Raw genomic sequence first — 13,024 nt, forward strand, 5'->3', positions numbered from 1 at the left:
TATGCTTGGAGCCGGCATGCCGACAGTCAACATTGGGTTCAGAACATTTCCAAGCGGCTGACGATCAGTTTCGCGGAGCCAATCTCCGTGTCCGGTTGAACTACGCCCCTTACGGGAGACGATCAAGGCGCATCTCGACAAGGAGAAGCAGCTCTATTCTCGTGGCATCAAGGTGCTGTCCTTGTTCTTCATCGATGAGGTGGCGAAGTATCGCGACTATACGCGATCCGACGAGCGGGGAGAGCATGCCCGTGTTTTCGAGGAGGAGTATGCGCTTCTCAAGGACGAATATCTTTCGGAGCTTGCGGTCGACAACGAGCCCTATCGCAAATACCTGGCCGGCATCGATCCCGCGAAGACTCACAACGGCTATTTTTCGATCGACAAGAAAACGAACCGCCTCAAAGACCCCGATGTCGCTAGAACAGGCGACAACAAGGGGCAGTCGGAAGATCCGGACGCATATGACCTGATCCTGAAAGACAAGGAGAGGTTGTTATCGTTTGCGGAGCCGACCCGCTTCATCTTCTCCCACTCGGCGTTGCGTGAAGGCTGGGACAATCCGAACGTCTTCGTTATTTGCATGCTGAAGCACAGTGACAACCAGATTTCCCGACGGCAGGAAGTCGGTCGTGGTCTTCGTTTGAGCGTCGACCAAAACGGTGATCGCATGGACAATCCAGTGACCGTTCATGACATCAACGTGCTGACGGTTGTTGCCAGCGAGAGCTACAGGAACTTCGTGGATGCGCTTCAGAAGGAGATGGTCGAAGCGCTGACTGCTCGGCCGCGGCAGGCGAATGAGGAGTATTTTAAGGGCAAGCTCATTCAGGCCGACGGCGTGTCGATCGAGGTGTCATCCGACATGGCTGCAGGGATCGAGTTCTATCTCGTGCAAAATGGTTATGTCGACCGGCAGAAGAACATCACGGAAAAGTATCAGAGCGCCCGTGAGAATGGGACGCTGGCTGACCTGCCGGAAGATTTGAAGCCTTACACTGACCAGATCGTGAAACTGATTGACGGTGTCTTCAATGAACGGCAGTTGCCGAAGATGCAGGACGACCGCCGTTCCAAGCGCAACCCGCTCAACGATAACTTCCACCGCAAGGAATTCCAGGAGCTTTGGAGCCGGATCAACCAAAAGGCTGTCTATAGGGTCGAATTCGAGCCGTCGGAACTGATCCGCAAGAGTGTTAGCGCGCTCGACAGCCATCTGAGGGTGACGCCGCTGCAATATACGGTCACCGCTGGCATTCAACGCGATGGCCTGACCTATGACGCCGTCGGGGATGGCAAGAGTTTCCGCGAAAACGAGCAGGAGACCTACCAGGCCGAAACGGTCGTCTCACTCGTCAAGTACGATCTGCTGGCGAAGCTTGCAGAAGCGACGCAGCTTACCCGACAGACCGTCGCGGAGATCCTATCGGGGATTCAGCCGACCGTGTTCGGTCAATTCAAGCAGAACCCGGAGCATTTTATCAGTGAAGCATCCCGCCTGATCATCGAGCAGAAGGCTACAATGGTCATCGAGCGGCTGACCTACGATGCTGTCGCCGAGCGCTACGAGTCCGACATCTTCACGGCCAGCCAGACGGTTCAAGACTTCTCCAGGGCGAGCGAGAAGCTGAAGAAGCATGTCTATGACTATGCACTTCTCGATTCAGACACCGAGCGCAAGTTCGTCGAGCAGTTGGACACCAGCAACGAGATCGTCGTCTACGCCAAGCTTCCGAAAGGCTTCGCAATCCCGACCCCTGTGGGCGACTACAATCCGGACTGGGCAATCTCGTTCAAAGAAGGTTCGGTTCGGCACATCTACTTCGTCGCCGAAACCAAGGGCACCCTATCATCACTGAAGATGCGTGAGTTCGAAAATACCAAAATTGAATGCGCCCGCCGCTTTTTCGAAGAAATCGGCAGCAAGGTCGCAACCGAGCAGGTGAAGTATGACGTCGTCACAGACTATACCAGGCTTATGGATGTTGTGAGAAGCGTATAAGCCGAACGCGCGGTGGTGGAAATAGTTTCCGCTACCCGCATTGAAAAATCTCCACTGAGGCCGCAAGCCCGGTCAGGAGATCTGCGAAGGAAGCCAATGGGTTATCGGTAGTTGACGAAGAGTGAAAAATCCAATGGCGGAGAGGGGGGGATTCGAACCCCCGATAGGCTTGCACCTATGCCGCATTTCGAGTGCGGTGCATTCAACCACTCTGCCACCTCTCCGCGGGGCTGGTTGGCGCTTTGTCGACGCGGGCGTTCTCATAGCGAGAGAAAGTGCTGCTGGCAAGGCGAATATTGAAGCTTATCATCCTTTTGTCTTGACAGGCTCTAGGGCCTCGCGCTATCCCCACTCGGCAATAGGCGTGGGAGAGTCTGCGCCTTGCCTGCCTCGCGCCCGCGTGAGGCTTCACCGGCAGTCCGATGAGAAGACCGCAAGTCTTTGCAATCCCTGCTAAACTTCGACTGATAAAAAGACGGCCGCTTGTCTTTGGGACGGGCAGAGCCGGAACGAACATGAAAGGATAAAAAATGTTCGCAGTCATCAAGACCGGCGGTAAGCAGTACCGTGTGGCGGCAAACGACGTGCTGACCATCGAGAAGCTGGAAGTCACCGCTGGCGACACTGTTGAATTCACCGAAGTCCTCGTGATCGGCGAAGGCGCCGACGCTGCGATCGGTGCTCCCTTCGTCAAGGGCGCCTCCGTCAAGGCCGAAGTGGTCGAGCACAATCGCGGCAAGAAGGTTATCGCCTTCAAGAAGCGCCGCCGCCAGAACTCCAAGCGTTCGCGCGGCCATCGTCAGCATCACACGGTTGTCCGCATCACGGACATCGTGGCTGCCAAGTAAGCAGCAAGAAGCAAGATCAGGGACTTAGAGGTTTAAAGGAGAACACCAATGGCACACAAAAAAGCTGGCGGTTCGTCGCGTAACGGTCGCGATTCCGAATCCAAGCGCCTTGGCGTGAAGAAGTTCGGCGGCGAAGCCGTCGTTGCAGGTAACATTATCGTGCGTCAGCGCGGTACGCAGTGGCATGCGGGCGCCAATGTTGGCCTCGGCAAGGATCATACGATTTTTGCGCTTACCGCCGGCAATGTGGACTACCGAACGAAGGCCAATGGTCGCGTCTACGTATCTGTAATGCCAAAAGCGGAAGCAGCGGAATAAGCCGGTAGCGCTCAAAAACAGCCGGCGTCTCATCGACCCGGCTGATCGTACCAGGTTCAGTCCAGAAAACAGGGGAGATGGGGCGCCACCCAACTCCCCTTTTTCTTTAACCTCAAGGAGGACTGAACCATGCAAGGCGAAATGTTGAGGGAAGACCAATACCGGTCTCCCAAGGAACGGCTGAGGCCGGAGCGGTTAAGGACCGATTGCCCTGTCTTATTATCCGAGAGGCTCGTTTTGCGCGCCCCTCACGAAGAAGACATCGACGCCCTTGCCCATCTCGCCAACAACGCCAAAGTCGCCACCATGGTATCGCGTATGCCGCATCCCTACACGGCCAATGATGCCGCCGACTTCGTGCGTCGCACGAAGAACGGCGAAATTGGCAAGTGCGTCTATGCGATCACCAAGGCTGATAACGGCGCCTTTATGGGGTGCTGCGGCGTCGAGCCGACGAGCGACGAACGTACCGTCGAAATCGGCTATTGGCTGGGCGAGCCCTGGTGGAACCAGGGCTACATGACTGAGGCGGCACACGCGCTGGTCGACATGGTCTTCCGCACGCGGGAGAGGGTCGAGCAGATCGATGCCCGCTGCCGGGTGATGAACGTCGCCTCCAGGCGGGTTCTTCAGAAGTGCGGCTTCCAGTTCCAGGGTCCGGGGCTTGCCGCCTCGCTGGCGCTGGCGAGCAACGTGCCGGTCGAATGGTACAGGCTCGACCGCAAGACCTGGATATCGCTGCGCAGCTGGGGGGCACTGTCATGAGTGCCGCCCTGCAGAGAGCAAAGGTTGCAAGGCCGCTGATGCCCGGACCCGTTCCGGTCATCAGTACGGCCCGACTGACCCTGCGCCCGCACCGGATGAGCGATGCCGACGCGATCGCCGAATCGCTCTCCGATTTCGCGGTCACCCGCATGCTGGCGCGGGTGCCTGCGCCCTATGACCGGCAGGATGCGCTGGACTGGCTCGTTCCGGCCACCTCCGGCCTGCTGCCGGACTGGCCGCTTGCGATCACCGACGGCGACGACACGCATATCGGCAGCGTCTCGATCGAGCTCCGACACGGCCGCTGGCACCTCGGCTACTGGCTGAACCGCCTCTACTGGCGGCGCGGCTACATGGGCGAGGCGGCGGCGGCCGCGATTGAGCGCTTCTCGCGACGGATGCCGGAGACGACCATCCATTCGGGGGTCTTCGCCGACAATATCGCCTCCCTGCACCTGCAGGAGAAGCTCGGCTTCCGCATCACCGGATGCAACGAGGTCTATAGCTTCGCGCGCAATACGTTGGTGCCGCACATCGAAACGGTGCTGGAACCGGGTTTTTTCCGAGCCCGGAAGGCAGCCTGACTTGTTTTTACGCAATTCCGGACGGAAAACCGCTGCACACTTTTCCTGGAATTGCTTAGCCGACAGAGGCATCGCCGGCAAACCCGGCGATGCCTCACCCGTTCAATCGATCTCGACCCAGACCGGGAAATGATCGGACCCTTGAGCCTCGGTATCCACATGGGCCGAGCGCAACCGGCCTTCTAGGCCGCAGCTTATAAAGCAGTAATCGAGATGCATACGCCTGTCGCGATTCTTCGGATCCATCCAGCTATAGCCGCCGGGCTTGTGCCCGCCGGCGACGGCGAGCGCGTCGATCGGCGTGTCGAAGCGGGCGATGCGGCCATAGAAGGCGTCCTCGAGGCCGACGCAGGCGCGATATTCCGGCGATTCCGGCTCCATGTTGAAGTCGCCCATCAGAACATAGTCCTCCGGCAGCGGCGGATCGACGAGGCCGACCTCGGCGCCGCCGGTGAGCGACCCGCCCTCCGTCAGGAAGGCATTGATCCGTTCCTTCAGATGAACGATCTGGCGGATGCGCTCGTCCGGCGAGACGTGGTCGAGATGGACGGAATAGACCCGCAAGGCGCCGATCGGCGTCTCGATAACCGCCTCGGTCGCGCCGCGCTGGAGGTTGAGCTTGGAAAGGGTGCGGCTGCGCGGCAGAAGCAGCATGCGCGTCGAAAGGATCGGCCAGCGCGACAGCACCATGTTGCCGAACTGGTTGCGGCGGCCGACGGTCCGGCCTTTCTCGACCACCGTTTCGCCATGCATGTCGAAAGCCGGCCCGTAGACCGAGAAATAATCCGGCAGCAGGGCCTCGATCGCGGCGACCATATCGACGCCGCCGTTCTCCGGCCAGCCCCGGGTCGCCTCCTGCAGCGCGATGATATCGGCGCCGGCGAGATTGGCGACGATCCGCTCCAGATCATAGCGCCCATCGAGACCGAACCCGTACTGAATGTTGTAGCTTGCGAATTTCACGATAATCTTTGACCTCTCGCTGAACGGTCTATATCGAAGGCGCAATGGCGGGTCCAAACTGACACCGAATGGCAGACATAAAATGAAATTTCTCGACGAGGCAAAGGTCTTTATCAGGTCCGGTGACGGCGGCGCGGGCAGCATCTCCTTCCGCCGCGAGAAGTTCATCGAGTTCGGCGGTCCTGATGGGGGCGACGGCGGGCGCGGCGGCGACGTCTGGGTCGAGGCCGTCAACGGGCTGAATACGCTGATCGATTTCCGCTATCAGCAGCATTTCAAGGCCAAGATCGGCATGCACGGGATGGGCAAGAACCGCACCGGCGCCAATGGCGACGACGTGACGCTGAAGGTCCCGGTCGGCACCCAGATCTTCGAGGAGGACCAGGAAACCCTGATCTGCGACCTGACCGAGGAAGGCCAGCGCTTCCGCCTTGCCGCCGGCGGCAATGGCGGCTTCGGCAATGCCCACTTCAAGTCCTCCACCAACCAGGCGCCGGATTGGGCCAATCCCGGCCTCGCAGGCGAGGAAAAGACGATCTGGCTGCGGCTGAAGCTGATCGCCGATGCCGGTGTCGTCGGGCTGCCGAATGCCGGCAAGTCCACCTTTCTTGCCGCCGTCACCCGCGCCCGGCCGAAGATCGCCAATTATCCTTTCACGACGCTCCATCCCAATCTCGGCGTCGCCACGGTCGATGGCCGGGAATTCGTGCTGGCGGATATTCCGGGCCTGATCGAAGGCGCCCATGAGGGCGTGGGCATCGGCGACCGCTTCCTCGGCCATGTCGAGCGCACCCGCGTGCTGCTGCATCTCGTCTCCGCCCAGGAGGAAAAGGTCGGCAAGGCTTACAAGACGGTCAAGCACGAGCTGGAAGCCTATGGCAACGACCTGACGGAAAAGCCCGAGCTGGTCGCGCTGTCGCAGATCGACGTGCTGGACGAGGAGAGCCTGAAAAAGAAGACGCGCGAGCTTGCGCGCGCCTGCGGCAAGACGCCGTTCAGGATCTCGGCCGTGACCGGCCAGGGAATGACGGAGGTGCTGCGTGCGCTGCGCGATGTCATCGTCGAGGCCAATACGGAAGAAAAGCCGGCGAAGATGCCAAAGCTTCGCCATCGCGATATCGCCACCCTGGATGAGGACGAGGAACAGCAGGGATGACCAGCCGCAAGCCGCTCGGCCGCTATCGCCGCATCGTCATCAAGATCGGCTCCGCCCTCCTCGTCGACCGCAAGACCGGCCTGAAGAAGGCCTGGCTCGATGGCATATGCGCCGATATCAACGGGCTGAAAGCGAAGGGCGTCGACGTGCTCGTCGTCTCCTCCGGCGCGATCGCGCTCGGCCGCTCGGTGCTCGACCTGCCGTCCGGCGCGCTGAAGCTGGAGGAAAGCCAGGCGGCCGCGGCCGTCGGACAGATCGCGCTGGCGCGCGCATGGTCGCAAAGCCTGTCCGAGAATGACATCGTTGCCGGCCAGATCCTGCTGACGCTCGCCGATACGGAAGAGCGCCGCCGCTATCTCAATGCCCGCGCCACGATCAGCCAGCTCCTGAAGATCGGCGCCGTTCCTGTAATCAACGAGAACGATACGGTCGCAACAAGCGAAATCCGCTATGGCGACAATGACCGGCTGGCCGCGCGGGTCGCGACCATGACGGGCGCGGACCTCCTGATCCTGCTTTCCGATATCGACGGCCTCTATACCGCGCCCCCTCACCTCGATCCCGAGGCGCAATTCCTGGAAACAATCGCCGCGATCACCCCTGATATTGAGGCCATGGCCGGCGGTGCCGCCTCGGAACTGTCGCGCGGCGGCATGCGTACCAAGATCGATGCCGGCAAGATCGCGACCGGGGCCGGCTGCGCCATGATCATCGCGTCAGGCAAGACTGACAGGCCGCTCGCCGCGATCGAAAGCGGCGCTCGCTTTTCCTGGTTTGCGCCGTCGGGCACGCCCGTTACCGCCCGTAAGACCTGGATTGCCGGGCAATTGCAGCCGGCAGGCAGCCTGCATGTCGATGATGGCGCCGTGGCGGCCCTCGGCGCCGGAAAGAGCCTGCTACCTGCCGGTGTGCGCTCCGTGACCGGCCATTTCGGCCGCGGCGACACCATCGCCGTCATCGCTCCCTCCGGCCGGGAAATCGCCCGTGGCCTCGCAGGGTACGATGCCGACGAGGCACGGCGGATCACCGGCCGCAAATCCACGGAAATTGAAGCCATTCTCGGCTATCCCGGTCGAGCCGCGATGGTCCATCGCGACGATCTGGTCATGACGGCGAATGCGAAAGCCGAAACTGAGAGGAAGGATGCAGCCCATGCTTGATGCTGCTGCGACAAGCCCCGACATCGACGCCCTGATGCTCGATATCGGCCGCAAGGCCAAGGCGGCTGCGCGACCGCTGGGTTTTGCGTCCACCGATGCGAAGAACGCCGCCCTGAACGCGATGGCTGACGCCATCCTCGCGAATAAGGATCATATCCTCGCCGAAAACGCTAGGGATCTGAAGGATGTCGAGGGCACGGATATCCTCCCCTCCTTCGTCGATCGCCTGACGCTCAATGAGAAGCGTGTCGCCGAAATGGCCGAGGGCATCCGTGCGATCGCGGCACTGAACGACCCCGTCGGAGAGGTGATTGCCGCATGGGATCGCCCGAACGGACTGAAGATCGAACGGGTGCGCACGCCGCTCGGCGTCATCGGCGTCATCTTCGAAAGCCGCCCGAATGTCACGGCCGATGCCGGCGCTCTCTGCCTCAAGGCGGGCAATGCCGTTATCCTGCGCTGCGGTTCCGATTCGCGCCGTTCATCGCGGGCTATCCATGCCTGCCTGGTCGAAGGATTGAAGGCCGCGGGACTTCCAGAGCACGCTATACAGCTCGTTCCGGTGACGGATCGCGCCGCGGTCGGGGCGATGCTGAGGGGCTTGGACGGTGCGATCGACGTCATCGTACCGCGCGGCGGCAAGAGCCTCGTCGCCCGCGTGCAGAACGAGGCGCGCGTGCCGGTCTTTGCCCATCTCGAGGGCCTGTGCCATATCTATGTCGACGCCTCCGCCGATATCGAAATGGCGAAGAAAATCATCGTCAACGCCAAGATGCGGCGGACCGGCGTCTGCGGCGCAGCGGAAACCCTGCTGGTCGATGGTTCGGCAATCGGCACGCATCTGACGCCGCTCCTCGAGGTATTGACGGAAGCCGGCTGCGAGATACGCGCCTCCGCCACCGTACTCAAGGTCGCACCCGGCATGAAGCCGGCGACGGAGGAGGACTGGTCGACGGAATATCTGGATGCCGTGATCTCCGTTGCCGTCGTCGACGGCATTTCCGGCGCGATTGCGCATATCAATAAATATTCCTCCAACCATACGGAGGCGGTCATCGCTGAGGATCCGGCAGTCGTCGGGCGTTTCTTCACGGAAATCGATTCGGCCATCCTGCTTCACAATGCCTCGACGCAGTTCGCAGATGGCGGTGAATTCGGCATGGGTGCCGAAATCGGCATCGCGACCGGCAAGATGCATGCCCGCGGCCCGGTCGGCGTCGAACAGCTGACCTCCTTCAAATACCGCGTCCGAGGCACCGGACAGATACGGCCCTGACGTGCAAACCGAAAAGATCGACCCCCGCTACCTCCGCATGCCGCATGTCGAGCGCGGCATGGTCGTCGGTCTTTTCGGCGGTTCCTTCAATCCGGCGCATGAAGGCCACGCTCTTGTGGCGGAGATCGCAATTCGCCGTCTTCGCCTCGATCAGCTCTGGTGGATGGTGACCCCCGGCAATCCACTGAAGGACCGCAATCACCTTGCCCCTCTCGCTCAGCGCATCGCAGGCAGCGAAGCGCTTGCCTCCGATCCGCGCATCAAGGTCACGGCCTTCGAGGCAGCGCTCGGCGTTCGCTATACGGCCGATACGCTGGAGCGCGTCAAGGCGCGCAATCCCCATGTCCATTTCATCTGGATCATGGGCGCCGACAGCCTGAAGACGTTTCACAAATGGCAGCGATGGCAGGAGATCGCCCGGACTTTTCCCATTGCCGTCATCGACCGGCCGGGTTCGACGCTCTCCTTTCTGTCGTCGAAAATGACCAAGACCTTTGCCTTCGCCCGCGTCGACGAGGACGATGCCGGTGTGCTCTGGAAAAAACCGGCGCCTGCCTGGACCTTCATCCACGGCCCCCGCTCGCTTTTGAGTTCGACAGCTCTGCGTGATGGCGCGGCAGAACACAAGACCGGAATACGCCCGGCTGCGGAATGACTGCCGCCCGCCAGCTATTTGATTTTCTTGGGATTTAATGCATGTCGCGCAAAAGTGTGTGCAGCGGTTTGCGGCAACGACATGCATGAAGACAATGCCTGAAAAATGAAAAGCCCGACGGGGGAGGAGATCCGTCGGGCTTTCAAACCTGATCGACAACTGGGAGGAGGAGGGTTGCCGATCCATATCGAAAACGGCTTTGGGAGGAGGAGATCGCCGTTTCGATGATTATGTTTTAGCAGAATTTGTGTGATAATAAACTGCTGATAGTGCAATGCAGCAATGCGCTCTGTGCAAATCACGATTCTACCGATTGCCCAAAAAATGCTTTTTTTGCCCAAATCCCTCAACTTATATGGTGGTCGCAGCCGGGATTCCCGAAGGAACTTCCACTGAAACAGGCAAGCTTTTACTTTCAAAGCTGCCCAAAAACATTGAACTCGTGTCCTTTTCGGCCGAGCCATGCAGCCGACGTATACGTCGTCGTTCTGCCATGCTTTGTATGAGCATCACAACATATTACAAGTGGATATATTTTCCAAAATATATCCCCTAGCCAAAGCTTTGCCAACGTTATATTCAGGAAAATATTACGATTATTGGAGGGTTCAATGCATATTCAACGCCGTCGATGGATCAAGCTGGCAGCTGCCGCGATCTCGGCCTTTTGGCTGGGCGCTGCGGTCATCTCTACGCCCGCCGCCGCGGCCGACAAGGTTACCGTCTTCGCTGCCGCAAGCCTCAAGGACGCGCTCGATAGCGTTAATGCCGCATGGCAAAAGGAAACCGGCAAGCAGACGACAACGTCCTATGCCGCAAGCTCGGCGCTTGCCAAGCAGATGGAAAATGGGGCGCCGGCCGATATCTTCATCTCGGCCGACCTCGACTGGATGGACTATGTCGCCAAGAAGAACCTGATCAAGACCGACACCCGTTCCAATCTTCTCGGCAACGCCATTGTACTGGTTGCTGCCAAGGACAAGGCAAAGCCGGTCGACATCAAGGAAGGTTTCGATCTCGCCGGCCTGCTCGGTGGCGGCAGGCTTGCCATGGGCGAGGTAAAATCCGTTCCGGCGGGAAAATACGGCAAGGCTGCGCTTGAATCGCTGAAGGTCTGGCCGTCGGTCGAAAGCAAGGTGGCCGGCGCCGAGAGCGTGCGTGCCGCACTCGCGCTCGTTTCGCGCGGCGAAGCGCCCTACGGCATCGTCTACCAGACCGATGCCACCGCCGATGCAGGCGTTGCTATCGTCGGCACCTTCCCGGAAAACAGCCATCCGCCGATCATCTATCCCATCGCGATAACGGCCGACAGCAAGAATCCGGATGCGGCCGCCTATCTCGATTTCGTAAAATCCGATAAGGCTGCTCCTCTCTTCGAAAAACAAGGGTTCACGGTCCTGAAGTGATCGTTGCAAATCCGCGCATGAAGAGAAGGCTCGCTGCGGTGGGCCTTCTCCATTTTAAGGATAGGGAGAAGAGAAGTTGGACGCACTGGGCCTGAGCCCCGAGGAATGGACGGCGATCCTGCTCAGCCTGCGCGTTTCCATCGTCGCCATGCTGGCAAGCCTTCCCGCCGGCATTGTCGTCGCCTTGCTTCTCGCCCGCGGCAAGTTCTGGGGCAAATCCATCCTGAACGGCATCGTGCATCTGCCGCTCATTCTTCCGCCCGTCGTCACCGGCTTCATCCTGCTCATTCTTTTTGGCCGGCGCGGCCCGATCGGCGCCTTTCTCGACCAATATTTCGGCATCGTCTTTTCCTTCCGCTGGACAGGTGCAGCACTTGCCTGCGCCGTGATGGGATTTCCCCTGATGGTCCGCAGCATCCGACTGTCACTGGAGGCAGTCGACCGCAAGCTCGAGGAGGCGGCGGGAACGCTCGGCGCAAATCCCGCTTGGGTCTTTCTTACCGTCACGCTGCCGCTGACAATTCCGGGCATCATCGCCGGCATGATCCTGTCCTTTGCCAAGGCCATGGGCGAATTCGGCGCCACGATCACCTTCGTCTCCAACATTCCGGGCGAAACCCAGACGCTGTCCGCCGCGATCTACACCTTCACGCAGGTTCCGGGCGGTGATGCCGGAGCGCTGCGACTGACGATCGTTGCCGTCATCATTTCCATGGCGGCACTGCTTGCGTCCGAATTCATGGGCCATATCCTTGGCCGCAGGGTGGATATCGAATGACCCTCATCGTCGAAGCCAGGCACAGATTGGGCAATTTCGCACTCGATGCCGCCTTCACCTCCGAGGGTGGCGTCACGGCGCTCTTCGGTCGCTCCGGTTCCGGCAAGACCTCGATGATCCGCATCATTGCCGGCCTGACACGTCCGAGCCACGGAAAAGTCATCTTCGACGGCGACGTCCTGACCGATACCGAGAAGGGACGCTTCGTTCCCCGGCATCGGCGACGGTTCGGCTATGTCTTTCAGGAGGCGCGGCTCTTTCCGCACCTGACGGTTCGCCGGAATTTGAATTACGGCCGCTGGTTTGCGCCGCGCGCCGATCGAGGTGAGAACTTCGATCAGATCGTCGAGCTTCTCGGCATTCGATCGCTGCTCGACCGGCGGCCGGAAAAATTGTCCGGCGGCGAAAAGCAGCGGGTCGCCATCGGCCGGGCGCTGCTCTCCTCGCCCCGCCTGCTGCTGATGGACGAGCCGCTTGCCGCCCTCGACGACGCCCGCAAGGCGGAAATCCTGCCATACCTCGAACGTCTGCGTGATGAGATGGATATCCCGATCGTCTACGTCAGCCATTCGGTCGCCGAGGTGGGGCGACTTGCCAATCGTGTCGTTCTCATGAGCGACGGAAAGGTGGAGGCGACGGGTTCAGTCGTCGATGTTCTCAACCAGCCATCGCTCTCGCTCGCAGACCCTCGCGATGCGGCCGCCTTGATCGAGGGCACGGTCGAGGAATGCGACACCCGGCATAGGCTGACGGTCGTCGCTCTCAAAGCCGGGCAGCTGCATGTCCCGGCAACCGGTATTTCCGTCGGCAAGACGGTTCGCCTGCGCATTCCAGCCCGCGACGTCATGCTGGCAACCCATCGGCCGGAGGGCCTGAGCGCGCTGAATATTCTGGAGGGACGGGTCGATAGCCTCTCGGCCGGCACCGACGGAACGGTGGAGGTGCGGCTTGATTGCGGCGGCGATACCATCCTTGCCCGCATCACCGAGCTCTCCTGCGAACGGCTCGCCCTTGCTTCAGGCTTGCCCGTTTTCGCCGTCATCAAAACGGTAGCGCTGGATCAGGATGATTTCAGGCCGAATCGGCCTGAAATCTGAATCCTGATCTACATCA

General features: G+C 60.3%; 13 protein-coding genes and 1 tRNA gene. 12 read left to right on the plus strand and 2 right to left on the minus strand.

What is annotated here, in order from left to right:
- The first annotated feature begins 181 nt into the window (after window positions 1-181).
- The gene (locus tag AAE029_RS30795; RefSeq protein ID WP_371076722.1) at window positions 182-2,002 is read left to right on the plus strand and encodes a type III restriction endonuclease subunit R; all 1,821 of its coding nucleotides are present in this window, start codon (window positions 182-184) and stop codon (window positions 2,000-2,002) included.
- A 134-nt stretch (window positions 2,003-2,136) separates the two neighbouring features.
- On the opposite strand, the gene AAE029_RS30800 is transcribed toward AAE029_RS30795, so the two are convergent.
- A tRNA-Ser gene (locus AAE029_RS30800) sits at window positions 2,137-2,226 on the minus strand.
- 306 nt (window positions 2,227-2,532) lie between these two features.
- On the opposite strand from AAE029_RS30800, the gene rplU reads away from it, so the two are divergent.
- The 4 genes from rplU (at window position 2,533) to AAE029_RS30820 (ending at window position 4,517) form a co-directional block, all read left to right on the plus strand.
- Window positions 2,533-2,850 carry a 50S ribosomal protein L21 gene (gene rplU, locus AAE029_RS30805; RefSeq protein WP_028753733.1) on the plus strand — a complete coding sequence of 106 codons (318 nt, stop codon included), beginning with the start codon at window positions 2,533-2,535 and terminating at the stop codon, window positions 2,848-2,850.
- A 48-nt stretch (window positions 2,851-2,898) separates the two neighbouring features.
- Window positions 2,899-3,168: a 50S ribosomal protein L27 gene (gene rpmA / locus AAE029_RS30810; RefSeq protein ID WP_371076723.1), complete on the plus strand. Its 270-nt coding sequence runs from the start codon at window positions 2,899-2,901 to the stop codon at window positions 3,166-3,168.
- Window positions 3,169-3,297: 129 nt separating this feature from the next.
- Entirely contained in the window at window positions 3,298-3,933 is a 636-nt protein-coding gene (locus AAE029_RS30815) for a GNAT family N-acetyltransferase (RefSeq protein ID WP_371076724.1), read from the plus strand.
- Window positions 3,930-4,517: a GNAT family N-acetyltransferase gene (locus AAE029_RS30820; RefSeq protein WP_371076725.1), complete on the plus strand. Its 588-nt coding sequence runs from the start codon at window positions 3,930-3,932 to the stop codon at window positions 4,515-4,517. The genes AAE029_RS30815 and AAE029_RS30820 overlap by 4 nt, the downstream gene beginning before the upstream one ends.
- A 102-nt stretch (window positions 4,518-4,619) precedes the next feature.
- On the opposite strand, the gene AAE029_RS30825 is transcribed toward AAE029_RS30820, so the two are convergent.
- Window positions 4,620-5,480 (minus strand): endonuclease/exonuclease/phosphatase family protein, encoded by an 861-nt coding sequence (locus AAE029_RS30825; protein WP_371076726.1) that lies wholly within the window; start codon window positions 5,478-5,480, stop codon window positions 4,620-4,622.
- A gap of 82 nt (window positions 5,481-5,562) precedes the next feature.
- Between AAE029_RS30825 and obgE the strand changes: the two genes are divergently transcribed.
- The 7 genes from obgE to modC all read left to right on the plus strand — a co-directional run bounded on the left by obgE (window position 5,563) and on the right by modC (window position 13,008).
- A complete protein-coding gene (gene obgE, locus AAE029_RS30830; protein ID WP_371076727.1) occupies window positions 5,563-6,636 on the plus strand; it encodes a GTPase ObgE in 1,074 nt (357 codons plus the stop codon).
- Window positions 6,633-7,796 (plus strand): glutamate 5-kinase, encoded by a 1,164-nt coding sequence (gene proB, locus AAE029_RS30835; protein WP_371076728.1) that lies wholly within the window; start codon window positions 6,633-6,635, stop codon window positions 7,794-7,796. The genes obgE and proB overlap by 4 nt, the downstream gene beginning before the upstream one ends.
- On the plus strand, window positions 7,789-9,072 hold the full coding sequence (locus AAE029_RS30840; protein ID WP_371076729.1) for a glutamate-5-semialdehyde dehydrogenase: 1,284 nt from the start codon (window positions 7,789-7,791) through the stop codon (window positions 9,070-9,072). The genes proB and AAE029_RS30840 overlap by 8 nt, the downstream gene beginning before the upstream one ends.
- Window positions 9,073-9,109: 37 nt before the next feature.
- Window positions 9,110-9,727: a nicotinate-nucleotide adenylyltransferase gene (locus AAE029_RS30845; RefSeq protein ID WP_371076740.1), complete on the plus strand. Its 618-nt coding sequence runs from the start codon at window positions 9,110-9,112 to the stop codon at window positions 9,725-9,727.
- Window positions 9,728-10,338: 611 nt separating this feature from the next.
- On the plus strand, window positions 10,339-11,133 hold the full coding sequence (modA, locus tag AAE029_RS30850; protein ID WP_371076730.1) for a molybdate ABC transporter substrate-binding protein: 795 nt from the start codon (window positions 10,339-10,341) through the stop codon (window positions 11,131-11,133).
- Window positions 11,134-11,209: 76 nt separating this feature from the next.
- Window positions 11,210-11,911, plus strand: a complete 702-nt coding sequence (gene modB / locus AAE029_RS30855; protein WP_371076731.1) for a molybdate ABC transporter permease subunit — start codon at window positions 11,210-11,212, stop codon at window positions 11,909-11,911.
- Complete coding sequence (gene modC / locus AAE029_RS30860) at window positions 11,908-13,008, plus strand: molybdenum ABC transporter ATP-binding protein (protein ID WP_371076732.1); 1,101 nt, start codon at window positions 11,908-11,910, stop codon at window positions 13,006-13,008. The genes modB and modC overlap by 4 nt, the downstream gene beginning before the upstream one ends.
- Window positions 13,009-13,024 lie beyond the last annotated feature (16 nt).

It is taken from the genome of Sinorhizobium sp. CB7, assembly GCF_041357635.1.
In the GTDB taxonomy this organism is placed as follows: domain Bacteria; phylum Pseudomonadota; class Alphaproteobacteria; order Rhizobiales; family Rhizobiaceae; genus Rhizobium.